Here is a 23,961-nt window from a genome sequence, read left to right on the forward strand (position 1 = left end):
CCATGGCCCACGTACTCGGCAAACCGGTGGAGTTGCCGGCGCCCGCCACGGCCGCCGAGCGCACCGCCCGGCGCAGGGCGCTGCTGGAGTGGGTCGCGGTCCACTCCCTCGGTGTCGCCGCCGCGCTGTTCTTCACGCTGCCCTTCGTCTTCGTGGTCCTCACCTCGCTGATGAGCGACAGCCAGGCGCTGAGCCGCGATCTGGTCCCGCACACCTGGGAGTGGGGGAACTACCGGAAGGTCTTCGACACGCCCGGCTTCCTGACCTGGTGGAAGAACACGCTGATCTACGCCGGCCTCGGCACCGTGCTGACCGTGGTGTCGTCGGTCCCGGTGGCGTACGCGCTCGCCAAGTTCCGCTTCCGGGGCCGCAACCTGTCACTCATGCTGGTGATCTCGATGATGATGCTGCCCCCGCAGGTGGTCATCATCCCGATGTACCTGTTCTGGGCGAAGCAGCTGGACCTGTCGGGCACGTTGTGGCCGCTGATCGTCCCGATGGCGTTCGGCGACGCGTTCTCGATCTTCCTGCTGCGCCAGTTCCTGATGACGATCCCGAACGAGTACCTGGACGCGGCGAAGGTGGACGGCTGCGGGGACCTCAGGACGCTCCTGAAAGTCGTCCTGCCGATGGCGAAGCCGGGCATCGCCGCCGTCGCCCTCTTCCAGTTCTTCTACGCCTGGAACGACTACTTCGGCCCGCAGATCTACGCGTCCGAGAACCCCGGAGCCTGGACCCTGTCCTACGGCCTGGAGTCCTTCAAGGGCGCCCACCACACCGACTGGAACCTCACCATGGCCGCGACCGTGCTGGTCATGGCCCCCGTGATCCTCGTGTTCTTCTTCGCCCAGAAGGCGTTCGTCGAGGGCGTCACGCTCACCGGAGTGAAGGGTTAACCCGGATATGAAACTCACCGTGGTCGGCGGCGGCTCGACCTACACCCCCGAACTCATCGACGGCTTCGCCCGCCTGCGGGACACCCTGCCCATCGAGGAACTGGTGCTGGTGGACCCGGCGGCGGAGCGCCTGGAACTGGTCGGCGGCCTGGCCCGCCGGATCTTCGCCAGGCAGGGACACGACGGGCGGATCGTCACCACCCACGATCTGGACGCGGGCGTCGACGGCGCCGACGCCGTGCTGCTCCAGCTGCGCGTCGGCGGTCAGGCGGCCCGCGAGCAGGACGAGACCTGGCCGCTGGAGTGCGGCTGCGTCGGCCAGGAGACCACCGGCGCGGGCGGGCTGGCCAAGGCGCTGCGCACGGTCCCGGTGGTGCTGGACATCGCCGAACGGGTCCGCCGCGCCAACCCCCGTGCGTGGATCATCGACTTCACCAACCCGGTCGGCATCGTCACCCGCGCCCTGCTCCAGGCCGGGCACCGGGCGGTCGGGCTGTGCAACGTGGCGATCGGCTTCCAGCGTAGATTCGCGAACCTGCTGGGCGTCGCCCCGGCCGACGTCCACCTCGGCCACGTCGGCCTGAACCACCTCACCTGGGAGACGGCCGTCCGGCTCGGCGGCCCGGAGGGCGAGAACGTGCTGCCCGGGCTGCTGGCCGAACACGGCGACGCGATCTGCGACGACGTCCGCCTGCCCCGCCCTCTCGTGGACCGCCTGGGCGTCGTCCCGTCCTACTACCTGCGCTACTACTACGCCCACGACGAGGTCGTCGGCGAGCTGCGCACGAAGCCGTCCCGGGCCTCCGAAGTGGCCGCCATGGAGCGGGAGTTGCTGAGAATGTACGGCGACCCCGCCCTGGACGAGAAGCCCGCGCTGCTCGCCAGGCGGGGCGGCGCCTTCTACTCGGAGGCAGCAGTGGACCTCGCGGCGGCGCTGCTCGGCGGGGGAGGCAGCCCGTACCAGGTGGTGAACACCCTCAACAAGGGCACGCTGCCGTTCCTGCCGGACGACGCCGTGATCGAGGTCCAGGCGGCCGTCGGCCCGCACGGCCCGGCCCCGCTGCCGGTACCGGACCTGGACCCGGTCCTCGCCGGTCTGGTCGCGAACGTGACGGCGTACGAGGAACTGGCCCTCCACGCGGCGCTGCGCGGCGGCCGCGACCGGGTCTTCCGCGCGCTGCTCGCCCACCCCCTGATCGGCCAGTACGCGTACGCCGACACCCTCACCGACCAGCTCGTCGCACACAACCGGGAGCACCTCGCGTGGGCCTGACCGCACCCCGGACCCCGACCGTCCTCGCCATCGACGCGGGCAACAGCAAGACCGACGTGGCCGTGGTCACCGCCGCCGGGGAGGTCCTCGCCACCGCCCGGGGCGGCGGCTTCCGGCCGCCCGTGGTGGGCGTGCCGGCCGCGCTGGACGCGCTGGCCGGGCCGGTCGGGCTGGCCTTCGCCGAGGCGGGCGTGAGCTCCGTCGCGCACGTCTCGGCGTGCCTCGCCAACGCCGATCTCCCGGTGGAGGAGGCGCAGTTGGCGGCCGCGCTGGAGGCGCGCGGGTGGGGGGCGACGGTGGAGGTCCGCAACGACACCTTCGCGATCCTGCGGGCCGGTGTGGCCGAGCCCCGGGGCGTCGCGGTGGTGTGCGGCGCGGGCATCAACTGCGTCGGCATGCGACCCGACGGCCGTACCGCCCGCTTCCCGGCCGTCGGACGGATCTCCGGCGACTGGGGCGGGGGGTGGGCGCTGGCCGAGGAGGCCCTGTGGCACGCGGCCCGCGCGGAGGACGGCCGGGGCGGGGCGACGGCCCTGGCCCGCGCGCTCCCCGCGCACTTCGGGCTGCCGACGATGTACGCGCTCATCGAGGCCCTGCACCTGGACCGGCTCGACGGCGACCGCCGGCACGAGCTGACCCCGGTGCTGTTCGCGACGGCCGCCGAGGGCGACCCGGTGGCCCGCGCGATCGTCACCCGGCTCGCCGAGGAGGTGGCCGTGCTGGCGACGGTCGCGCTGACGCGCCTGGACCTCCTCGGCGAGCAGACCCCGGTGCTGCTCGGCGGCAGCGTCCTCAGGGCCGGTCACGCCCTGCTGGACGACGGCATCCGCGATCTGCTGTCCGCCCGCGCCCCCAAGGCCGACGTCCGGGTCGTGGCGGCGAGCCCGGTCCTGGGCGCGGCACTGCTGGGACTGGACCGGCTGGGGGCGGATCCGCGGGCGCGGGAGCGGGCACGGACCTACTGGGAGTCGTGACCGGCCCCACCCGACGGAACCGAACAGCTGCACAGGGCGTATTCATGGTGGGCGCACTCCCCTGTTCATGTGGGGCACACTGCGATCCGATCAAGATCCAGTGAAGGCCGGTGCGGATGCCGGTGCGTGCCGCGATACTGGGCGGCGACGAAGGACCCTGGGGGAGGTCGAGTGACACACCCGCCGAGAAGCAGCACGGCGCCGCCACCGGTGGGCCCCGGCATGCCCGCCGCCGCCCCGGGCGTTCCCCCGCAGCCCGGCCGGCCCGCGTCCGTACCCGACGCGCCCGCCCGGCGCACCGCCTTCGCCGAGGGGGTCGACCGGGTGCGCGCCGCGGCCACCACCGAGCCGGGCCGGCTGCGGATCATCGGGGCCGTACTGGCGCTGCTGGTCGTGGCGTTCGGGGCGAGCGCCGCCTGGCAGGCCGACGCGCGCTCGGCCGCCGCCCACGACGTGCTGCACCGCAGCCAGCCGCTCAGCTCGGGCGCGGCGGACATCTACCGGTCGCTCGCCGACGCCAACACCGCCGCCTCCAGCGGGTTCCTGGCGGGCGGTCAGGAGACGCCGCAGTCCCGCACGCGGTACGAGAACGACATCAGCACGGCCGCGAAGGGCCTGGTCACGGCCGCCGCGAACGCCGAGCCCGGCTCGGCCTCCGAGGCCACGATCGCCAAGCTGAACGGTCTGCTGCCCGAGTACAAGGGGCTCGTGGAACGGGCCCGGACCTACAACCGGCAGGGCTATCCGGTCGGCGGCGCGTACCTGCGCTACGCCAACGAGAAGATGCAGCAGGAGATGCTCCCGGCGGCGGAGGACCTCTACACCACCGAGAACGCCCGGCTCGACGCCGACTACGGCGACGCGACGCCGTACCCCTGGCTCGCGATCGGGCTCGGCGTGCTCGCCCTGGCCGGGCTCGGCTGGGCCCAGCACCGCACCTACCGGCGCACCAACCGCGTCCTCAACCACGGCCTGGTCGCCGCCTCCGCCGCCACCACGGTCGCCCTGCTGTGGCTGGTCGTCGGGCACGCGGTGGCCCGCGCCGAGCTGAACGGCTCGTACGACCACGGGATCCGCTCGCTGACCGTGCTGCACGACGCCCGGATCGCCTCCCTGAAGGCGCGCGGCAACGAGAACCTGAGCCTGGTGGCGCGCGGCGCCGACACCCTCACGGTGGACGGACAGCAGTACGACACCTACTACTACGACTTCGACAAGGACATGGCCTCCCTCGGCAAGGGCCTGACCCGGGCGGCGCAGCTCGCCGACGACCAGGGCGGCAGCGCCCCGGTGAAGACGGCCGAGAGCAACATGGCGGTGTGGAAGCAGCGCCACGGCGCGGTCCGCGACGACGACGAGAACGGCAACTACCAGCAGGCGCTGGACAAGGTCATCGGCGCCAAGGGCACCACCGGCGAGTGCTTCGACGGCGTCGACACCTCGCTCGCCCGGGCCATCGACCACGAGCAGGGCGAGTTCCAGCGGGCCGCCACCGACGGCCAGGACGCCCTGACTCCACTGTCGGCGGGCGCGGCCGTCCTCGCGCTGATCGGCGCGGCCGGTGCGGTGGCCGGCATCGGGCGCAGACTCTCGGAGTACCGGTGACAGGGGGCGGGACGATGTACGCGAGCCGTGTACGGGCCGCCCTGCGGGGCTGGGGCGGGGTCGGCGCGATGGCGGTGCTGTGCGCGCTGGCGCTGGGCTTCGTCCTGCTGCTGCCGTGCACCCAGCGGGCGCCTCAGCGGGCGCAGCCGGGCGGCCCGTCCGTGGCCCACGGCATCCAGGCCCGCGCCGGGTCGTGCGAGGACTCCGGGGCGCAGGACCAGACCCTGTCGCCGTCCGGCGCGGACGGGCCGACGATCGACGCGATCAAGGCCCGTACCGGCGAGCGGCGCAAGCTGATCGTCGGCGTCGACCAGAACAGCTACCGCTGGGGCTACCGCAACCCGAACACCGAGGGCGCGGAGCTGGAGGGCTTCGACATCGACCTGGTGCACCGGATCGCGCAGGACATCCTCGGCGACCCGGACGCGGTGCAGTTCAAGGCGATCCCGACCAACCAGCGGATCTCCGCGATCCAGGACGGGCGGGTCGACATGGTCGTGCGCACCATGACGATCACCTGCGAGCGGCTGGGCCAGGTCGCGTTCTCCGCGCCCTACTTCAAGACCGGCCAGCAGGTCCTCGCGCCCAAGTCGTCGTCCATCACCGGCTACAACTCCTCCCTGGCCCACAAGAGGGTGTGCACGGCGTCGGGTTCGACGGCGTACACCAAGCTGACCGACGACAGGAAGTCCGGCGCCCTGCCCGCCTCCACCGACATCTCCGCCACCGTCCCCAACCAGCTGGACTGCCTGGTCCGGCTGCAACTGGGCGAGGCGGACGCGGTGGTGACCGACGGCGCCCTCGCCGCCAGCCAGGCCGCGCAGGACCCGACCGTCGAGCTCAAGGGTGCGCCGTTCACGACCGAGTACTACGGAGTGGCGATGAAGAAGGACGCGGTCGATCTGGTGCGCCGGGTCAACCGCGTGCTCGTGGACTACCGCGCGAACGGCTGGCAGAACTCGTACGACACCTGGCTGTCGGCGACACTGGGTAAGGACTCGACGGCGTCGAAACCGCCCGCACCGCGCTACCTGCGCACCGGTTGACCCTGTTCGACCCCCTACCCGACTTGGACCCCACAGCAGCGAGAGGTGATCGATGGGCGTCACGGACCCCGCCGGGCCGGTGATGGACCGGGACGAGGTGGACCGTGCGCTGGCGCGGCTCGGCCAGGAGCACGAGGCGATCGAGACCTCGCTGCTGGCCCTGCAGGACCACGCGGGCCGCAGACTCCTCGAGGGCGCCGAGCTGACCGGTGTCACGAAGGAGCGCTGGCAGGGCGCCGAGGACCGGATCACCCGGCTGTGGACGTACTTCGACGCCTACGCGGCCGCGCTGCGCTCCGCCCACGACATCCGCGGACGGCGCCGCTGGTCCAGCCGGGAGGACCTGGCCGAGCTGACCGAACTGCTGCGCGGCGAGGGCGTGACGGTCGCCGGGGAGAAAACGCTGAGCGAGTCCTTCTCGCTGGCCGCCCTGGTGGACCGGATGAACGAGCTGTACGCGACGAGCCTGGACCTGGTCGTCGCCGCCGACGCGGTGTGGTCGGCGCTGCCCGCCCGGATCGATTTACTCGCCGCCGAGCTCCGGCGCACCCGCGAGCTCGCGCACTCCGTCGGCGTGCGCCCGGGCGAGCATCCGGCGGGCGACGACCTGGAGCGGATCACCCGCATACTGACGAAGCTGCGCGAGGACGTCGTCTCCGACCCGCTCGCGTTCTGGCTGCCGACCGAGGGCAGTTCCGCGCCCGGCGGCGGCCGTCCGGACACCACGGTGTACGACCGTGAGGCGCGCGCCCTGGAGGACGTGCGCCGGGAGATCGACGCCGTGCTGACGGTCCGGCAGGACGCCGAGCAGCGGCTGATCCGGCTGCGGGACGTGCTCTCGCGCGCCGACCGCACGCTCGCCGAGGCCCGTACGGCGCGCGGCGAGGTGCTGGCGAAGATCGCGGCGACCGAGGTGCCGGTGGTCAGCGGCCCGCCGACGGTGCTGCAGGAGCAGCTGGCGGCGGCCGCCGAGTACCGCAGGCAGGCGCAGTGGCACCGGCTCTCTCCGCTGCTGGAGTCGCTGGAGGAGAAGGCCGAGGACGAACTGCTGCGCGCCCGCGAGTCGTTGACGGCGGTCACCGCGCCGCTCGCGGTCCGCGCCGAGCTGCGCGGCCGGCTCGACGCCTACCGGGCGAAGGTGGCCCGGCACGGGCTGGCCGAGGACCCGTTCCTGATCGAGCGGTACGACGCGGCCCGCCGCATGCTGTGGAGCGCGCCCTGCGATCTGCGGGTCGCCGAACAGGCCGTGCTGCGCTACCAGCGGCTGGCCGCCGATCTGCTGGGCGGGCCGGGCGCGCCGCAGGACCGTGAGGGGGACCAGTCATGAGTCAGCCGGGGCAGAGCTGTCAGCGGCCGGGCTGCGAGGGGTCGTACGACGACGTCGGCGGCGGCGAGCTGTACTGCGACACGTGCGGGCTCGCGCCCGTCGTCTCCGCGCGCGGCATGGTCGGCTCGACGCCCACCGGGGTCACCAAGGGCGCGGTGGACAGCGGCAGTTCGCGCTCGTCGTCCCAGTCGTCCCGGTCGTCCCGCTCGTCCCGGTCGTCGAGGTCGCGCCGCTCGGTGTCCGGGCGGCTGTCGCGGTCCTCGTCGGGCCGCTCCACCGGCCGCTCGGTGTCGGTGCGCAGCTCCGGTTCCGCGTCGGGGACGCCGACGCGCGGGCGCCTGGGCGCCGGGCTGGTCAGCGTGCCGCAGGTGCCGCGCCCCGACCCGCGCGCGATGGTGCTGGACAACCCGGAGGTGCCCGAGCGCAAGCGGTTCTGCTCGCGGGCGGACTGCGGGGTGCCGGTCGGGCGGGCCCGGGGCGATCGGCCGGGCCGCACGGAAGGTTTCTGCACCAAGTGCGGGCACCCGTACTCCTTCGTGCCGAAGCTGAAGGCCGGGGACGTGGTGCACGGCCAGTACGAGGTCGCGGGCTGTCTCGCGCACGGCGGGCTCGGCTGGATCTACCTCGCCGTGGACCGGGCGGTGTCCGACCGCTGGGTGGTGCTCAAGGGCCTGCTGGACACCGGCGACCAGGACGCGATGGCGGCGGCGATCTCCGAGCGGCGCTTCCTCGCGGAGATCGAGCACGCCAACATCGTGCGGATCTACAACTTCGTCGAGCACCTCGACCAGCGCACCGGCTCCCTCGACGGCTACATCGTCATGGAGTACGTCGGCGGCAAGTCCCTGAAGGAGATCGCCAACGCCCGCCGCACCCCGGAGGGCCGCCGCGACCCGCTGCCGGTGGAGCAGGCCTGCGCCTACGGCATCGAGGCCCTCGAAGCCCTCGGCCATCTGCACAGCCGCCACCTCCTCTACTGCGACTTCAAGGTCGACAACGCCATCCAGTCCGAGGACCAGCTCAAGCTGATCGACATGGGCGCGGTGCGCAGGATGGACGACGAGGAGTCGGCCATCTACGGCACGGTCGGCTACCAGGCGCCGGAGGTCGCCGAGGTCGGCCCGTCGGTCGCCTCCGACCTCTACACGGTCGGCCGCACCCTCGCCGTGCTCACCTTCGACTTCCAGGGCTACACGAACGTCTATGCCGACTCCCTGCCCGACCCGGAGACCATCGACGTCTTCCGCCACTACGAGTCCTTCTACCGGCTCCTGGTCCGCGCCACCGACCCCGACCCGGCCCGCCGCTTCGGCTCCGCCCAGGAGATGGCCGAGCAGCTGACCGGGGTGCTGCGCGAGGTCGTCTCCCTCCAGACCGGCCAGGCCCGGCCCGCGCTGTCGACCCTGTTCGGGCCCGAAGTGAAGGTCACGGACCGGGAGTTGTTCCCCCGGCTGGACGAGAACGTGTCCCGGCTCGGCGCGCGGCAGGTGCGCAGGGCCGCTCCCGCGGCCCCCGCGCTGCCCCCGGCCTCCCTGGTGAAGCCCGTCGACACCCCCGCCGGCGCGCTCGCGCTGCCGGTGCCGCTGGTCGATCCCGGCGACCCCAACGCCGGTTTCCTGGCGGGCCTCATGACCTCCGCGCCCGCCGAGCTGCTCGGCGCCCTCGACACGGCGCCGGCGCAGACCGCGGAGACCCGGCTGCGCCGGATCCGCGCGCTGCTGGAGAGCGGCGAGCGGCACAGCGCGCTGACGAGTCTGACGGAGCTCGAGGCGGAGCGGCCGGACGACTGGCGGGTGGTCTGGTGCCGGGGGCTGGCCGCGCTGGTCACCGGCGACTTCGAGGGCGCCGCGCTCGCCATCGACGCGATCTACGACGCCTTCCCCGGCGAGGCCGCGCCGAAGCTGGCGCTCGGCCTGTGCGCGGAGGTGCTGGGCCAGCTGGACAACGCGGCCGAGTACTACCGGCTGGTGTGGGCGACCGACCCGAGCTTCGTCAGCGCCGCCTTCGGGCTCGCCCGGGTGCGGCTCGCGGCCGGGGACCGGCACGGCGCCGTGCGGACCCTGGAGTCGGTCCCGGAGTCCTCCATCCACTTCACGGCCGCCCGGGTCGCCGCCGTCCGGGCCCGTCTCAGACATCGCACGGCGGGCGCGGGCGACGTACCGTTCCTGGACGACCTGACCGCCGCCGCCGGGCAGGTCGAGGCGCTCGACGCGTACGGACTGGATCCGGCGCGGCGCGAGCAGTTGGCGGCGGAAGTCCTCGGCTCGGCGCTGGACTGGATACTCTCCGGAGGCCAGGGCACCGTGCCGGCCGCCGGCGGGCGGGTGCTGCTGGGCAGCGGTCTGGACGAGCGGGGCCTCCGCTTCGGCCTGGAGCGCGCCTACCGCACGCTGGCCCGGCTGGCGCCCGGCGGCGAGGAGAGGATCGAACTGGTGGAACGGGCCAACCGTTACCGCCCCCGGACGTGGGTGTAGTTGATGTCGCAGATGCCCCAGCAGGCCGCACTGTCGAAGTGCCCGAGCTGCGCGGAGCCCGTGGAGCCGGGTGACCACTTCTGCGGAGCGTGCGGGTACGACCTCTCCGTCGTACCGGCGCCGCCGCAGGACCAGCCGACGCTGGCCATGACCGGCGCCGCCGAGCACGGCACAGACGCGGGGGACGGTGTCGACTGGCCCGCCCCCGAGCCCGAGGGCGCCGGCGCCCCGGACACAGTGCATCTGCCGAGTGATCTGCCGGGCACGGACTCCGGTGACACGCCCCTGCCCGAGCACGGCGCCGAGGAGGCGCGGCCCGGTTCCGGGGTGCGCTTCGACCGGCCCGCCGAGCCCGAGGAGTACCCGTTGCAGGCGCCCGACCCGCGCGTGGCCGCCGAGGCCGCTCCGGAGGAGGAGCCCGCGCAGGTGTGCGTGGCCTGCCGGGCGGGCCGGGTGGACAGCGACGGCTACTGCGAGAACTGCGGGCACGCCCAGCCCCGCGAACGCGACCACGTGGAGCGGGAGTCGGGCCCCATCGCCGCCGTCAGCGACCGCGGTCTGCGCCACCACCGCAACGAGGACGCCTTCTCCGTCGGCCGCACCGCGCTGCCCGACGGCACCCCGGCCGGCGTCGCGATCGTCTGCGACGGCGTCTCCTCGGCCACCCGCCCCGACGACGCCTCGCTGGCCGCCGCCGAGACGGCCGGGGACCTGCTGCTGGCCGCCCTGCCGCGCGGCACGCATCCGCAGGCGGCCATGCACGAGGCGATCGTCGCGGCCGCGCAGGCCGTCGACGCGCTCGCCGAGGAACCGGCCACGGCCCGCGAGCACGCCCCGCACCAGAACGCGCCCGCCTGCACGATCGTCGGCGCGGTGGTCACCCCCGGGCTGCTGGTGGTCGGCTGGGTCGGCGACAGCCGCGCCTACTGGGTGCCGGACGACCGCAGCGCGCCCCCGGCCCGGCTCACCGAGGACGACTCCTGGGCCGCGCAGATGGTCGCCGCCGGGCTGATGAGCGAGGCCGAGGCGTACGCCGACGAGCGCGCCCACGCGATCACCGGGTGGCTCGGCGCTGACGCCTACGAGCTGGAGCCGCACACCGCGTCCTTCAAGCCGGACCGGCCCGGTGTCGTCATCGTGTGCACCGACGGCCTGTGGAACTACGCCGAGACGGCCGGGGAGATGGCCGAGGCCGTGCCCGCGGACGCGGCCGAGCGCCCGCTGCACAGCGCCCGGGTACTGGTCGGCCACGCGCTGGACGGCGGGGGCCACGACAACGTAACAGTGGCCGTCGTACCGTTCCCGGCACCGGCCCAGGGGGCAGGATCGGCCTGAGGCCGCGGGACCGGGGCCACCGGCCTGGGCCACGGACCGGAGGGGACCGGCCGGAGGGGACCGGCCCGTTCACAGCCATCGCCCTGCGTCAGCAGGGCGTTCAAGGGGGATTTGAGTACGTATGGCCAATTTCTCGAAGTCGAACGTGCCGCAGTTCTCCATGGACGTCTACCAGAACGAGTACCTGCCGGAGGGCGGGCGCGAGGTCAACGCCATCGTCACCGTGACCGCGACCGGCGGCGGCACGGTCGGCGGCGCCGCGGCCCCGGCGTACCCGCGAGGCGGCGGCCCGTCCGCCGCCGTGGCGCTCATGGTCGACTGCTCGGGCTCCATGGACTATCCGCCGACCAAGATGCGGGGCGCCCGCGACGCCACGGCCGCCGCGATCGACACCCTGCGCGACGGCACGCACTTCGCGGTGATCGGCGGCACGCATGTCGCGCAGGAGGTCTATCCGGGCGGCGGGCGGCTCGCGGTGGCCGACCGCGCCACCCGCGAGCAGGCCAAGCAGGCGCTGCGCAAGCTGAGCGCGGGCGGCGGTACGGCGATCGGCAGCTGGCTGCGGCTCGCCGACCGGCTGCTGAACTCGGCGGACGTCACGATCCGGCACGGCATCCTGCTCACCGACGGCCGTAACGAGCACGAGTCCCCGCAGGACCTGCGGGCGACCCTGGAGGCCTGTGCCGGACGGTTCACCTGTGACGCGCGGGGCGTGGGCACCGACTGGGAAGTGAAAGAAGTCACAGGGATCGCCTCCGCGCTCCTCGGCGGCGCCGACATCGTCGCCGACCCGGCGGGCCTGACCGCCGACTTCACGCGGATGATGGAGGCGGCGATGGGCAAGGAGGTCGCCGACGTCTGCCTGCGGGTGTGGACGCCGGTCGGCACGACCATCCGGTTCGTCAAGCAAGTCGCGCCCGCCGTCGAGGACTTGACCGCCCGCCGCACCGAGGCGGGCCCGCGCGCCGGGGACTATCCGACCGGCTCCTGGGGCGACGAGTCCCGCGACTACCACCTGTGTGTCGAGGTCCCGGCGGCCGGCCTCGGCCAGGAGATGCTCGCCGCCCGGGTCTCGCTGGTCGCGCCACAAGGGGACAGTTCGGCACAGAACCTCGGGGCACAGGGTCTCGTACGGGCCGTGTGGACCGACGACATGGCGGCCTCCACCTCGATCAACCCCCAAGTCGCCCACTACACCGGGCAGGCCGAACTGGCACACGTCATCCAGAAGGGTCTCGATCTCCGCAAAGCGGGCGATTTCGATGGCGCAACGGCCAAACTGGGACGTGCCGTTCAGCTCGCCAGCGTCTCCGGAAACGCGGATACTGCGAAACTGCTTGCGAAGGTGGTGGACGTGGTCGACGCCGCGACAGGTACTGTGCGGTTGAAGACGAGGGTTGCCGAGGCCGACGAGATGACTCTGGAAACCCGGTCCACAAAGACTGTTCGTGTAAAGAAGTAGCCCTGTCAGACCCGTCAGACCTGTCAGGGAAACAGCCCTGGAAACGTAGGAGAAGGGGAAGCGCCGACATGCCGACCTGCCCGAACGGACACCAGTCGGGTTCCGACGACTGGTGCGAGGTCTGCGGTCACCGCATGGCCGGTGCCGTACCTCCGCCCCCGCCCCCGCCGCCGCCCGCCGGCGGCTACGGCTTCCCGCCGCCGCAGGGCGGCCCGGCCGGCGGCCGGCCGGCGGCCCCGGAGCCCGAGCTGTGCCCGCAGTGCCGTACACCCCGCGAGGGCGGCGCGCCCTTCTGCGAGGAGTGCCGGTGGAACTTCCTCACCAACACGGCCACCTCGTACACCCCGGCCGCCCCGCGCCCGCCCCAGCCCCGCTTCGAGCCGCCGAGCGCGACGTACGGCGGCGGTGACGGGTACGAGTACCAGGGCTCGCGGCCCTCGCAGGTGAACCGGCCCGCCGAGCCGATCCCGTCGTTCGGCAGCGAGCCGTCGGGACCGACGCCGTTCGGCGGCGAGCGCACACCGCCCGGCCCGCCCGCGTTCGGCGGCGGGCAGCTTCCGGGCCAGAGCCAGGGTCCGGGCCAGGGTGCCGGTGGCCCCGGCGGTCCGGCCGCCCCGTCCGGTCCGCCCGGGTTCGGTGCCGGTCCCGGTCAGGTGCCGGGTCAGCGTCACGGCGGCCCCCAGAGCGGCCCCGGCGGCTCGGGGGGTCCGTCCGGTCCGGCCGGTGCTCCCGGTTTCGGCGGCGGTCAGGTGCCCGGGCCCGCCGGCCCGTCCGGCTTCGGTGCCGGCCCGGGTCAGGGCCCCAGTGGTCACGGCGGCCCCGGTGGTCCTGCGGGTGCGCCGTCGTTCGGCGGTGGTCCCTCCGTTCCCGGTGCCCCCACTCCTCCCGGCGGCCCCCAGGGCGCGCCCGGCCCCTCGGGCTTCGGCGCCGACCCCTCGCGTCCGGTGCCCCCGCCGCCCGGTCCGACCCCGCCCGCCGGTCCCGGCGGGGCCCCGCAGGCGTTCCAGCAGTCCGGCCCGCCCGCGCCGCCCGCGTTCCCCGGCGAGACCACCCGCCCCCCGGCCGGCGGCCCGGGCGGCGGCCCCTCCTTCGGCGGCGGTGAGGACGACTGGGTGCTCTCCCCGCCCTCGTCCGCCGGTCCGGGCGGGCCGGGACAGGGCTCGGCGCCCGGCGGTCCCCAGGGCGGCCCCGGCGGCGGCTACGGCTACCCGCAGCCCGGCACCCAGCCGCCCGCGCCCGGCGCCGGCTTCCCGCCGCCCGCCGGTCCGGCGACCTGGACGGCGACCATCGGCCCGGACCGCGAGTACTTCATGGCGATGATGCAGCGCTCGGGCCCCGAGGCCGCGGGGCTCAACCTGCCCGCGTACTCGCCCGAGCAGCAGCGCACGCTCAGCGGCAACCAGGTCACCATCGGCCGCCGCCGGCACTCCACCGGCGACACCCCCGACATCGACCTCGCGGTGCCCCCGGAGGACCCGGGCGTCTCGCACCAGCACGCGGTACTGGTGCAGCAGCCGGACGGCACCTGGGCGGTCGTCGACCAGAACTCGACGAACGGCACCACGGTCAACCTCTCCGAGGAACCGATCCAGCCGTTCGTGCCGGTCCCGTTGCAGGACGGCGACCGGGTGCACGTGGGCGCCTGGACGACGATCACCGTCCGCCGCGGCTGAGCCGGGCGCAGCCGGCCCGCGTCACGGCAGGGGCCAGCCGTACGGCCCCCGCGGGTCGTCCAGCCACGCCCAGGCGCGCTCGGCGCCGACCGTGACGCCGTAGCGCTCACGCCCCGGCATGCCCTCGCGCTCCCACAGCGCGCAGGCCTCCCGCGGCTCCAGGACGCACCGGGTCAGGGCGAGCAGGAAGCGGAACGTGTCCTGCTCGCGGACCCGGCCCGGCAGCCCGGCGAGCGATGCCCCCCGCGGCCGTGCCCACCGCTCGCCGCGCAGCGGTACGAAGAAGGCGGCCGACGGCAGGAAACGGCCCTCGGCGTGGGTGCGGTCCCGGACCGTGAGCATCAGCAGTCCGGTGGCCAGCGGGGTCAGGACACGGGCCCCGGGACGGCACTGGGCGAGCCAGGCGCGCGGGATCGTGGGCAGCGCGCAGGTGGCGATGATCCGGTCGAAGGGGGCGCGTTCGGGTACGCCGCGCGCGCCGTCGCCGGTGGCGACGAACGGACGGTGCCCGGCCGCCGCCAGATGCCGGCGGGCCGACTCGGCGATCTCCGGTTCCAGGTCGATGGTGGTGACGAGGTCGTCGTCGCCGAGCCGGTGGGCCAGCAGGGCCGCGTTGTACCCCGTGCCGGCGCCCACCTCCAGCACCCGGTTCCCGTCCACGACGCGCAGCGCGGCCAGCATCCGGGCCATCAGGGAGGGCCGGCTGCTGGAGGAGACCAGTTCGCCGTCGCGGAGCCGGGTGGCGAGCGGGGCGTCCGCGTAGACGCCGCGCAGCCACTCCTCGCGGGCCCGCGGATCGGGGCTCTCGCCCCAGCGGCGCCGGTGACCGCCGCGTCCGGCGACGTAGTAGTACGGCACGAACAGATGCCGGGGCACGGCGGCGAACGCCGCCCGCCACACCGGGTCCTCGGCGAAGGCCCCGTCGGCGTCGATCTCCCGCACCAGCGCGGCCCGCGCGGCGGCGGCCGGAGCGGCGGTCTCGGTGTCGTACGCGCCCATGCGACCACAGTAGGTGTGGAATGCCCGGGGCGGTCCTAAGCCTTGAGTCCTCGGTCACCGGGTCTGAGACGATGTACGGGTGAATGAGATTCGGCGCGGCACGCTTCAGGAGCAGACCTTCTACGAGCAGGTCGGCGGGGAGGAGACCTTCCGTCGGCTCGTCCACCGTTTCTACGCGGGAGTCGCCGAGGACCCGCAGCTCCGGGCGATGTACCCGGAGGAGGACCTGGGCCCCGCCGAGGAGCGGCTCACGCTGTTCCTGATGCAGTACTGGGGCGGCCCCACGACGTACAGCGAGAACCGCGGCCACCCCCGGCTGCGCATGCGCCACGCGCCGTTCCAGGTGGACCGCGCGGCGCACGACGCGTGGCTGCGGCACATGAGGGTGGCCGTCGACGAGCTCGGGCTGTCCGAGGAGCACGAGCGGACGCTGTGGAACTACCTGACGTACGCCGCCCAGTCCATGGTCAACACCCCGGACTGAGCCCGCTGATCGCGTGGGTTCAGCGGACGCTGACGCCGAGCGGGCCGAGCCCGGTCCTGCGGACGGCGACGGAGCCGTACGGCGTACGCAGCCGCAGCCACGCCCCGGACGAGAACAGCCCGGTGTCGGCGGCCTCGGTGCCCGGCCGCAGGAAGCCCAGGGAGTGGGCGGCGTGCACGGCCCGCACCGGGAGACCGGCCGGGCCGATCTCCCGGGACCAGATGTCCCGCCCGATCCGGTCCAGCTCCGCGCGGGTACGCCCCTCGGGCCCCAACTCCTCGGTACGGGAGCGGAATTCGCCGACCGCGGCGGCGACGGTGGCCCGCAGCGCGTCCGGGGCGGGCAGCCCCGGCTCGGGCCGCCAGCCGCCGCGCGGCGGCAGCACCCCGGCCCACGGCGGACCGGTGACCGCGGCCGGTACGGCGGCGGTGGCCGCGCGCTCGTCCACGGACTCCAGCAGCTCACCGGCGGAGACGGTCACGTCGAGGGTGACCTCCAGCCCGTCCTCGTACGGCTTCGCCAGCCGCACCGCGCGCACGGCCAGCACCTCGAAGGACGGCGGACGGCCGAAGACGGCGAGCGCCGTGCCGGCCGCCTGGAGGCGCACCGCGGCTCCACGGTCGTAGTGGAGCAGCCGGGAGAGGAAGGCGGCGAGGTCCGCCGCCTCCGTCTCGTCGGCGAGGTGCAGCACGTTCATGCCGCGACGGCCTCCCCGCCATCACCGGTCTCGTCCGTGTCGTCCGTGTACTTCTTCAGGAACTCGCGCTCCTGCGGGGTGATCCGGCGCGGAACCTGGTTCTCGAAGTCGAACGGGACGATCACGGTCGAGGCCTGGACGTAGACCGTGTCCGCGTCCTTCACCTCGTAGGCGACGGTGAAGGACGCGGCCCGGATGTGCGTGACCCACAGCTCGATGTCCACCGGCGTGGGCCGGTGGACGAGCTGGCGGCGGTAGTCGATCTCATGGCGTGCCACCACCGACCCGTCCTTCGACTCGGCGTCCCTGCGGGACATGAAGTCGATGCGGGCCTCCTCCAGATAGCGGAGGAAGACGGCGTTGTTGACATGGCCGTAGGCGTCCATGTCAGACCAGCGCAACGGGCAGCGGTAGATGTGCCGCACGACCGATCAGCCCCGGGTCAGCTTCTTGTAGGTGGCGCGGTGCGGACGCGCGGCGTCCGGGCCGAGCCGCTCGACCTTGTTCTTCTCGTACGACTCGAAGTTGCCCTCGAACCAGAACCACTTCGACTCGCCCTCGTACGCGAGGATGTGCGTGGCGACCCGGTCCAGGAACCAGCGGTCGTGGGAGACGACCACGGCGCAGCCGGGGAACTCCAGCAGCGCGTTCTCCAGGGAGGACAGGGTCTCCACGTCGAGGTCGTTGGTGGGCTCGTCGAGGAGCAGCAGGTTGCCGCCCTGCTTCAGGGTCAGCGCCAGGTTGAGCCGGTTGCGCTCACCGCCGGAGAGGACACCGGTCGGCTTCTGCTGGTCCGGGCCCTTGAAGCCGAAGGCCGACACATACGCGCGGCTCGGCATCTCGACCTGGCCGACGTTGATGTAGTCGAGCCCGTCGGACACGACCTCCCACAGCGTCTTCTTGGGGTCGAGGTTCTCGCGGCTCTGGTCGACGTACGAGATCTTGACGGTCTCGCCGACCTTGATGTCGCCGGAGTCCGGGGTCTCGAGTCCCTGGATCATCTTGAACAGCGTGGTCTTGCCGGCGCCGTTCGGGCCGATGACACCGACGATGCCGTTGCGCGGCAGCGTGAAGGAGAGCCCGTCGACGAGGACCTTCTCCCCGAAGGCCTTGTTGAGCTTGTCGACCTCGACGACGATGTTGCCCAGCCGCGGGCCCGGCGGGATCTGGATCTCCTCGAAGTCCAGCTTCCGCATCTTGTCGGCCTCGGCGGCCATCTCCTCGTAGCGCGCGAGGCGGGCCTTGGACTTGGCCTGACGCCCCTTGGCGTTCGACCGCACCCAGTCCAGCTCTTCCTTGAGCCGCTTCTGCCGCTTGGCGTCCTTCTGGCCCTCGACCTTGAGGCGGGTGGCCTTGGTCTCCAGGTACTTGGAGTAGTTGCCCTCGTAGCCGTGCAGGCGGCCGCGGTCGACCTCGCAGATCCAGCCGGCGACGTTGTCGAGGAAGTACCGGTCGTGGGTGACGGCCACGACGGTGCCCTCGTACTTGGCGAGGTGCTGCTCCAGCCAGTTCACGGACTCGGCGTCGAGGTGGTTGGTGGGCTCGTCGAGGAGCAGCAGGTCGGGCTGCTCCAGCAACAGCTTGCAGAGCGCGACGCGGCGCTTCTCACCACCGGAGAGGTTGGTGACGGGCCAGTCGCCGGGCGGGCAGCCCAGCGCGTCCATGGCCTGCTCGAGCTGGGCGTCGAGGTCCCAGGCATTGGCGTGGTCGAGCTCCTCCTGGAGCTTGCCCATCTCGTCCATGAGGGCGTCGGTGTACTCGACCGCCATCTGCTCGGCGATCTCGTTGAACCGGTCGAGCTTGCCCTTGACCTCGGCGACACCGTCCTGGACGTTCTCCAGGACCGTCTTCCCCTCGTCGAGCGGGGGCTCCTGGAGCAGGATGCCGACGCTGTAGCCCGGCGACAGGAAGGCGTCGCCGTTGGAGGGCTGCTCCAGCCCGGCCATGATCTTCAGCACGGTCGACTTACCGGCACCGTTCGGACCGACGACGCCGATCTTCGCCCCCGGCAGGAAGTTCAGGGTGACATCATCGAGGATCACCTTGTCGCCGTGCGCCTTGCGCGCCTTGCGCATGGTGTAAATGAACTCAGCCAAGAGAAACCGTCCGGCAGCTTGAAATCTGGCAGTGGGCAGATACACCCCATCTTGCCTGACTGCCAGCCCTGGGTGTTAACCCGTTTGGTCCGGGCCGTCTGACCTGGGGTTTCTGTGGTGGCGACTGTAGCTCGTCTGTCACTGTCGGTCGCTGCCGAGTGCCCTCGGGCACCCTCGCACGGCCCAGGGACGGCCCGGGAAGTCGGGTCCCCTCGCTGCTCCGCAGGGCTATCGTGCCGCTGTGACCGACGCTGCGGAGCGCTCCATCCTCTTCCTCGACGTCGACGGCCCACTCATCCCGTTCGGGGCGTCGTACGCCTCCTCGACGTCGGTCGACCAGGGGAACCCGCTGCTTAATCGGCTCGATCCCGGGATCGGACCGCGTCTGCTGGCCTTGGGTTGTCGTCTCGCTTGGGCCACGACGTGGATGGAGGAAGCGAACGAAGTCGTCGCCCCGCGCCTCGGACTGCCGAAGCTGCCTGTGGTGGAGTGGCCGGACACCGGCGCCGACGAGGGACCGCGCGGCCTGCACTGGAAGACTCGCCCCTTGGTCGAGTGGGCGGACGGTCGACCGTTCATCTGGGTCGACGACGAGATCAGCGCCATGGATCGCGTCTGGGTCGCTGCTCAGCACCCTGGGCCGTCGCTGCTTCATCGTGTCGACCCGGCCAAAGGACTCGTAGAAGCCGACTTCTCCGCGCTCGCCGAGTGGCTCGCTGGCGAGGGCGCCGGCTAACGGTTGATCGGGATCTCGTACACGATCTCGCAGTGAGCAGCGGGCACCACGATGTCCGCCGTCTCAACGGGCCGTCCCTGATCGCTGTAGTACGTCCGCCGGATGTGCGTGACGAGCGCGGCCTTCTGGATGCCGAGTATCGACGCCTCCTCGGCGGTCGCCTGCCGCGGCTCGGGCTGCTCCACGGCGTGGCTGACGGTGACACCGATCGCATCCATGCGGTTCACGACACCCGCCCCGGCGTGCGGCCCACCCTCGGGGAGGACGACAAGCGTGCCGGCGGTGAGGTCGTACGGCTCCCAACTCGTCGACAGCTGCACGGGCCTCCCGTCGGCGAGGAACTCGTACGTCGTCCGTACGCACAGGTCGCCTTCGACGATCCCGAGCCGCACCGCGATGTCCGCCGGCGCCGGGACCTTGGCATCGGTCCGACTCTCCCAATCGCCTTGCTTGCCCACGGCCTTCATATCGGCGCGGAACGGCGATCCACTGGGCTGCTCCCGGGCTGACGACCGCACGACCCGGACCCGCTGACGGGGCTCGGCGACGTACGTGCCCGATCCGGCCCGCCCCTCCAACACACCCTGTGAGATCAGCAGTTCCTGCGCCCGTCGGACCACGTTCTCGCCCACGCCGCACTCCTGGCCGATCTGAGCGCGGGAGGGCAGACGGTCCCCCGGCTCCCATACGTGCTCCGCGATCCGCCGCCTGAGTTCGTCGGCGATACGGAGATAGGGCGGCTGCTCAGGCATATGGAAAATCTAGTCCACTAGCTCTAACCTAGTTAACTAGCTTCACTGAAAGTGATTCGCCGGTGACGGAGGCTGCCCTGTGCCCGCTTCGGGAGTTAGCGCGGCGGCCATCGCTGCCCGGCTGTCCGCCGTCGGGCTCGTCGCGCGGGTGGAGGAGCACGACCGGTACGCGTCGGTCGAAGCGGAGGTGCCGGACTCGCTCTCCGCCGATTTATGGCGGGAGGTCCTGGAAGCAGTGGCAGAAGCCGATCGGTTCGGCCTCGTCGCCACCAGCCTGAACGGCCGCACCCTCTGGGCGGTCGTACGCAAAGCGGTCCCCACGACGGGCGATGTCGGGGGACCTGCCATCAGCGATAGGAGCTGAGTAGCGTGCTCAACCGTATCCGCCGTGCCGTCTCGCTCACCAGAGCGCGGTACGCCCCAAGGGGCAAGCACCGCCGCCCCTTAACGCCCTCCCAGCCGACGGCTGCCTCCGCCTTCCCTGCGTCCACTGATGCGTCGACGGTCTTCCTGGGGCGGACTTCCAACACCGCGAACCACCGATACCAGCTCGCAGGAGAGGACAACGCGCTCGTCCGCCCGTACCTGCTGGCTTGGGAGGGACGAGTACGGCCGCGCCCTGTGGTCATCGCTTCCCATCTGCCTGCTGAGGCCTGGTCGGCCCTGGCGGAGGTCCACTGATGCCTTCCCGCCAACAGCCCCGCATCCAGGATGCCTCGACCGACTCCTACCGATCGACCGCCTGCCGGATCGGCACGCACCCCGCTTGCGCGGAGTCCTCCCCCGCCTCGGCACCGGTCAACGTACCGGTGATCTACGAGGCGTGCGGCTGCCCATGCCACTCGACGAATGGCCAGTCCACGCCCAGTGAGGTGGAACGGTGAACGCCCCCCTCCCCGGCGGCGCGCTGGCATCCAACATCGAGGTCACCGCGAACACCGTTCAGCGCGGCGACATCATCCAGGTCGGCGGTCGGGCATGCCGCGTGGGCAACCTCTTCCAACTGCCCAACGGTGCCAAGCAGCTCTTCTTCGAGTCGGGTGAGCTGCTGACCATACACACGCGAACCCGGCTCACCGCGGTACGGATGATGAGAAGGCGGTGATCGGGTCCATGGCCTCACGCCATCACGACATCGCTGACGACCTCCGGCACCAGATCACGGCCGGTCGTATCGAGCCAGGCGAACGCCTTCCGTCCGAGTCCGGACTGGCCGGCCAATACAAGGTCAGTACGGCGACCCTGCGGCGCGCCCTCGGGGTACTTCAGAGCGAGGGACTCGTCGAGAAAATCCACGGCAAGGGCAACTTCATTCGCCGCCCCCTCCGCAAGATCACCTATGTCGGCGGATGGGGCACGCTGGACCCCCGGACTGCTGCCGACGCAGACCTGCGCGTCACGATCCGGACCACCGCGATCGGCGCGCGCGGAGATCTGACAGCCCTGTTGCGGGTCCCAATCGGCAGCCCACTGACCGAATTCCTTTGCCTCAGCTATGAGGGAGACTCCCCGCACAGCCTGGCCCGCATCTACGTCCCGCACGACCTGGCGTCGCCCGCGGTGCTCGGCGACAGATTCACACGCGGGCGGGCGGAAGCAAGCTTCCCTGTGCTGAACCCTCCGCCGGCAGAAGTCCGGGAGACGGTCTCCGCTCGCCTCCCGACACCAGATGAGGCGTCAACCCTCCGGATCAACTCAGCCTCGGCGGTCCTCGCGATCACACGCGTTGCAGCCGACACGGCCGGGCGAGCCGTCGAAGCCGCGCTTCTCGTGTTCCCAGGGGATCGCGTCGACGCGGTCTTCACCACCCACCACGTGATCGATGAGAGAAGGACGCAAGGATGACGGCACGAAACGAACTGCGTCTTCTGCCGTGGTCAGGGAGGGAGGGCAAACCCTGCTACCTCAGCACCGATGACAGAGCCGGCCATATGTCCCGCCTGGCGGACAACGTCGAGGCAGTGCAACTCGGCATGGCGGCTGGTCTGTTGGACCAGGCCTCAAAAACCCTCGGCAACACAAACTCGACCCCGGAGGATGTGCGCCTCTTGGCGGACAAGCTGACCGGATCTCTGCGAGACGTGCTCCGCGTAGCGATCAGCCGCGGTCACCTCCTGACAGCGAGCGAACCTCACTGTTTCTAAAGGGGACGGTGGGCGACGACGGCTGACGGTTGCAGCATTCTCGTCAGCGCTCGCAGGGAGAGAAGCCCGGGCAACGCCCCCGGCTTCTCTCCCTGTCGTGTCGCCTACTGGTCGTGATCGACACGCCGCGGTCACATGCGCCGATAGGACTCGGTTCGGACTGGCGAGACCAGTAGCGCGCACGGATACCTCCGGTGATCGGTGAATTGGCATTCGCATTAGCGCTGTTGATGCAGATACTGCGCTTGCCGTACTGGGCCTTAGGCGGTGGCGTCGGCCTGCTGGGGGCCCGATCGGGGCAGCTCACCACTGAGGGCAGGCCCCCACGGTGGGCTCCGCGACGCCTATGGTTCTGACCGCCGAGCGACCGGTGTAGGCGATTTAAAAAAACGGTCACCTGCGGTCACTTTCGACCACATATTAAACACTTACAGTCGACCATTGCTAACTTATCTTGCGAATTAAGAACTTATTTTCCGCTACGGGCTACTATTCCCTACAGTTCACTTGTTGCCACACCAACCAAGCGCGTGGCTGATCCCATGGGGGGATTCTCGTGAGCATTTCCGTCGACCCTCTACGCCTCTCCAAGCCGCAGGACTCCAGCACCTATCTCGCCATCAAGACGCCTCAGGGCGGTCGCACCGTCTACAGCGTGCGCGTCCCTCTCCTCGACCTCCCGACCATCCTTCCGGTCCCCGACCCGAACAACGTCGACAAGGACAATCGCAAGGTCGACCGCCTCCATGCCAAGCACTTCGGCGAGTACCTCGACACCAAGCAGGACTGGGTCGCCCCTGCCCTCCTGGCTCGGGACGGCGGCGGCTGCACCTTCGAGAAGGTGGACGACCAGGGTGCCGTCGGCTACCTCACCGTCCCCTGGGCGATCGGCGGCATCTCCTCTCTGCGGACCATCGACGGCCAGCATCGTGTGCTCGGCGTCGCCATCGAGAAGCAGCGCATCACCGACGCCATCTCCGCCGTCGACCGCGAGATGGCCCGCAAGGTCAGCCCGGAAAAGACAACGAAGCTCGAGGCCGAACGCGAGAAGCTCATCGGCCAGATGAACCGTTTGAAGGCCGAGTACGTCGGCCTGGACATCTACGTCGAGCCGGATCCGATCAAGTCCCAGCAAATGTTCGTCGACGTCGCCGACAACGCCAAGGGCATCAGCAGCGCCGTCCGAGCTCGCTTCGACAGCTACAAGGTCGCCAACCGCACCCTGTCCGATGTCATCGACCACCCGCTGCTGAAGGGACGAGTTGACGCGGAGCAGGACCGAATGACGCTCAAGAACCCCAACTTCATGGGCGCCAAGCACGTCGCTGACATCACGCGCGCTGTCATCGCCGGCGCCGGCGGTCGAATCAGCAAGAAGGCTGAACAGACCCTCACCGACGGCGAGGTGATCGAGCAAGTCAAGGACTTCCTTGACGTCCTTTCCAACGCCTTCACCGATCTCGCCGCCCTCACCGAGGACGATCCCGAGGCGGAGCGTCAGCCGGGTGACCTCACCATGGCCCAGGAGGTACGCCGTACGTCGCTCCTCGGCTCGGTGGGCATGCTCCGCGTTCTCGGCGGCGTGTTCCGCGAGCTGCGAGCGGGCGACAACCCGGTCGAGCTCGACGACATCACCGCCTTCTTCAAGCGTCTTGACCCGCACATGGCCGCACCGGTCACCGAGACCAGCATCTGGCGCACCACTGCGGCGAACGATGACTTCGAGCCGAACGCCGCCGCACCGATCATGCGGACCCAAAACATCGTCCACCTCGTCGGCGTCATCACCACCTGGTACAAGAAGGCCCCCACAGCCCTGTAATCGCAACGGCACTACGAGGAAGGCGTTCACGTTGTCGTCGGATCAGACGCGCTTCTGTATGTAACGGGGGCGGGATACCAGCTCGAAATCCGCGGCGGTTGCTGTACTCCACTGCTGTACGCACGACAGAGGCCCATTCACGACCATGCGAATGGGCCTCTGTTGT

23 protein-coding genes are annotated in these 23,961 nt (G+C 71.5%); 17 read left to right on the top strand and 6 right to left on the bottom strand.

The genetic code is table 11. The annotated features are described in order from the left end of the window. The first annotated feature begins 2 nt into the window (after positions 1 to 2). From BIV23_RS33985 to BIV23_RS34010, 6 genes are all read left to right on the top strand, one after another. Entirely contained in the window at positions 3 to 896 is an 894-nt protein-coding gene (locus tag BIV23_RS33985; RefSeq protein ID WP_071384829.1) for a carbohydrate ABC transporter permease, read from the top strand. Positions 897 to 903: 7 nt separating this feature from the next. Next, positions 904 to 2,169 carry a 6-phospho-beta-glucosidase gene (locus tag BIV23_RS33990; RefSeq protein WP_071384830.1) on the top strand — a complete coding sequence of 422 codons (1,266 nt, stop codon included), beginning with the start codon at positions 904 to 906 and terminating at the stop codon, positions 2,167 to 2,169. Further along, entirely contained in the window at positions 2,160 to 3,143 is a 984-nt protein-coding gene (locus tag BIV23_RS33995; RefSeq protein WP_071384831.1) for an N-acetylglucosamine kinase, read from the top strand. Before BIV23_RS33990 ends, BIV23_RS33995 begins: the two co-directional genes overlap by 10 nt. Before the next feature lie 222 nt (positions 3,144 to 3,365). Beyond that, the gene (locus tag BIV23_RS34000) at positions 3,366 to 4,748 is read left to right on the top strand and encodes a hypothetical protein (RefSeq protein ID WP_245790776.1); all 1,383 of its coding nucleotides are present in this window, start codon (positions 3,366 to 3,368) and stop codon (positions 4,746 to 4,748) included. Between the two features lie 14 nt (positions 4,749 to 4,762). After that, on the top strand, positions 4,763 to 5,794 hold the full coding sequence (locus BIV23_RS34005) for a glutamate ABC transporter substrate-binding protein (RefSeq protein WP_071384832.1): 1,032 nt from the start codon (positions 4,763 to 4,765) through the stop codon (positions 5,792 to 5,794). A 52-nt stretch (positions 5,795 to 5,846) separates the two neighbouring features. Next, positions 5,847 to 7,121, top strand: coding sequence for a coiled-coil domain-containing protein (locus BIV23_RS34010; RefSeq protein WP_071384833.1), 1,275 nt, complete (start codon positions 5,847 to 5,849; stop codon positions 7,119 to 7,121). A 19-nt stretch (positions 7,122 to 7,140) separates the two neighbouring features. Here the strand turns inward: BIV23_RS34010 and BIV23_RS54120 are convergent, their stop codons facing one another. Further along, positions 7,141 to 7,527 (bottom strand): hypothetical protein, encoded by a 387-nt coding sequence (locus BIV23_RS54120; protein WP_425443553.1) that lies wholly within the window; start codon positions 7,525 to 7,527, stop codon positions 7,141 to 7,143. Here BIV23_RS54120 and BIV23_RS34015 point away from each other — a divergent pair. The 4 genes from BIV23_RS34015 (at position 7,490) to BIV23_RS34030 (ending at position 14,065) form a co-directional block, all read left to right on the top strand. Next, positions 7,490 to 9,595: a serine/threonine-protein kinase gene (locus BIV23_RS34015; protein WP_425443554.1), complete on the top strand. Its 2,106-nt coding sequence runs from the start codon at positions 7,490 to 7,492 to the stop codon at positions 9,593 to 9,595. The genes BIV23_RS54120 and BIV23_RS34015 overlap by 38 nt on opposite strands. Positions 9,596 to 9,598: 3 nt before the next feature. Next, positions 9,599 to 10,930 (top strand): PP2C family protein-serine/threonine phosphatase, encoded by a 1,332-nt coding sequence (locus BIV23_RS34020; RefSeq protein WP_071384879.1) that lies wholly within the window; start codon positions 9,599 to 9,601, stop codon positions 10,928 to 10,930. Positions 10,931 to 11,051: 121 nt separating this feature from the next. Further along, positions 11,052 to 12,392, top strand: coding sequence for a vWA domain-containing protein (locus BIV23_RS34025; protein ID WP_071384835.1), 1,341 nt, complete (start codon positions 11,052 to 11,054; stop codon positions 12,390 to 12,392). Positions 12,393 to 12,460: 68 nt separating this feature from the next. Then, positions 12,461 to 14,065, top strand: a complete 1,605-nt coding sequence (locus BIV23_RS34030; RefSeq protein WP_071384836.1) for an FHA domain-containing protein — start codon at positions 12,461 to 12,463, stop codon at positions 14,063 to 14,065. 21 nt (positions 14,066 to 14,086) lie between these two features. Here BIV23_RS34030 and BIV23_RS34035 read toward each other — a convergent pair whose 3' ends face one another. Further along, the gene (locus BIV23_RS34035; RefSeq protein WP_071384837.1) at positions 14,087 to 15,064 is read right to left on the bottom strand and encodes a methyltransferase domain-containing protein; all 978 of its coding nucleotides are present in this window, start codon (positions 15,062 to 15,064) and stop codon (positions 14,087 to 14,089) included. 79 nt (positions 15,065 to 15,143) lie between these two features. Between BIV23_RS34035 and BIV23_RS34040 the strand changes: the two genes are divergently transcribed. Next, entirely contained in the window at positions 15,144 to 15,548 is a 405-nt protein-coding gene (locus tag BIV23_RS34040) for a globin (RefSeq protein ID WP_071384838.1), read from the top strand. A 19-nt stretch (positions 15,549 to 15,567) separates the two neighbouring features. Here BIV23_RS34040 and BIV23_RS34045 read toward each other — a convergent pair whose 3' ends face one another. From BIV23_RS34045 to ettA, 3 genes are read right to left on the bottom strand one after another with little or no spacing between them, the layout of a single operon-like run. Next, the gene (locus BIV23_RS34045) at positions 15,568 to 16,245 is read right to left on the bottom strand and encodes a DUF8185 domain-containing protein (protein ID WP_071384839.1); all 678 of its coding nucleotides are present in this window, start codon (positions 16,243 to 16,245) and stop codon (positions 15,568 to 15,570) included. Beyond that, positions 16,242 to 16,670 carry an acyl-CoA thioesterase gene (locus BIV23_RS34050; protein WP_071384840.1) on the bottom strand — a complete coding sequence of 143 codons (429 nt, stop codon included), beginning with the start codon at positions 16,668 to 16,670 and terminating at the stop codon, positions 16,242 to 16,244. The genes BIV23_RS34045 and BIV23_RS34050 overlap by 4 nt, the downstream gene beginning before the upstream one ends. Positions 16,671 to 16,676: 6 nt before the next feature. Next, on the bottom strand, positions 16,677 to 18,341 hold the full coding sequence (gene ettA, locus BIV23_RS34055; protein WP_071384841.1) for an energy-dependent translational throttle protein EttA: 1,665 nt from the start codon (positions 18,339 to 18,341) through the stop codon (positions 16,677 to 16,679). Positions 18,342 to 18,582: 241 nt separating this feature from the next. Between ettA and BIV23_RS34060 the strand changes: the two genes are divergently transcribed. Then, on the top strand, positions 18,583 to 19,077 hold the full coding sequence (locus tag BIV23_RS34060) for an HAD domain-containing protein (RefSeq protein WP_071384842.1): 495 nt from the start codon (positions 18,583 to 18,585) through the stop codon (positions 19,075 to 19,077). Here BIV23_RS34060 and BIV23_RS34065 read toward each other — a convergent pair. Then, a complete protein-coding gene (locus BIV23_RS34065; protein ID WP_071384843.1) occupies positions 19,074 to 19,829 on the bottom strand; it encodes a GntR family transcriptional regulator in 756 nt (251 codons plus the stop codon). The two genes, BIV23_RS34060 and BIV23_RS34065, sit on opposite strands and share 4 nt — an antisense overlap. Before the next feature lie 79 nt (positions 19,830 to 19,908). On the opposite strand from BIV23_RS34065, the gene BIV23_RS34070 reads away from it, so the two are divergent. The 5 genes from BIV23_RS34070 to BIV23_RS34090 all read left to right on the top strand — a co-directional run bounded on the left by BIV23_RS34070 (position 19,909) and on the right by BIV23_RS34090 (position 23,795). Beyond that, positions 19,909 to 20,193: a hypothetical protein gene (locus BIV23_RS34070; RefSeq protein ID WP_071384844.1), complete on the top strand. Its 285-nt coding sequence runs from the start codon at positions 19,909 to 19,911 to the stop codon at positions 20,191 to 20,193. Between the two features lie 516 nt (positions 20,194 to 20,709). After that, positions 20,710 to 20,934, top strand: coding sequence for a hypothetical protein (locus tag BIV23_RS34075; RefSeq protein ID WP_071384845.1), 225 nt, complete (start codon positions 20,710 to 20,712; stop codon positions 20,932 to 20,934). Between the two features lie 8 nt (positions 20,935 to 20,942). Then, the gene (locus BIV23_RS34080) at positions 20,943 to 21,674 is read left to right on the top strand and encodes a GntR family transcriptional regulator (RefSeq protein ID WP_071384880.1); all 732 of its coding nucleotides are present in this window, start codon (positions 20,943 to 20,945) and stop codon (positions 21,672 to 21,674) included. Then, entirely contained in the window at positions 21,671 to 21,973 is a 303-nt protein-coding gene (locus BIV23_RS52525) for a hypothetical protein (RefSeq protein ID WP_071384846.1), read from the top strand. The genes BIV23_RS34080 and BIV23_RS52525 overlap by 4 nt, the downstream gene beginning before the upstream one ends. A gap of 556 nt (positions 21,974 to 22,529) precedes the next feature. Further along, positions 22,530 to 23,795, top strand: a complete 1,266-nt coding sequence (locus BIV23_RS34090; protein ID WP_071384847.1) for a DNA sulfur modification protein DndB — start codon at positions 22,530 to 22,532, stop codon at positions 23,793 to 23,795. Positions 23,796 to 23,961: the final 166 nt, after the last annotated feature.

Source organism: Streptomyces monashensis, from assembly GCF_001866665.1.
In the GTDB taxonomy this organism is placed as follows: domain Bacteria; phylum Actinomycetota; class Actinomycetes; order Streptomycetales; family Streptomycetaceae; genus Streptomyces; species Streptomyces monashensis.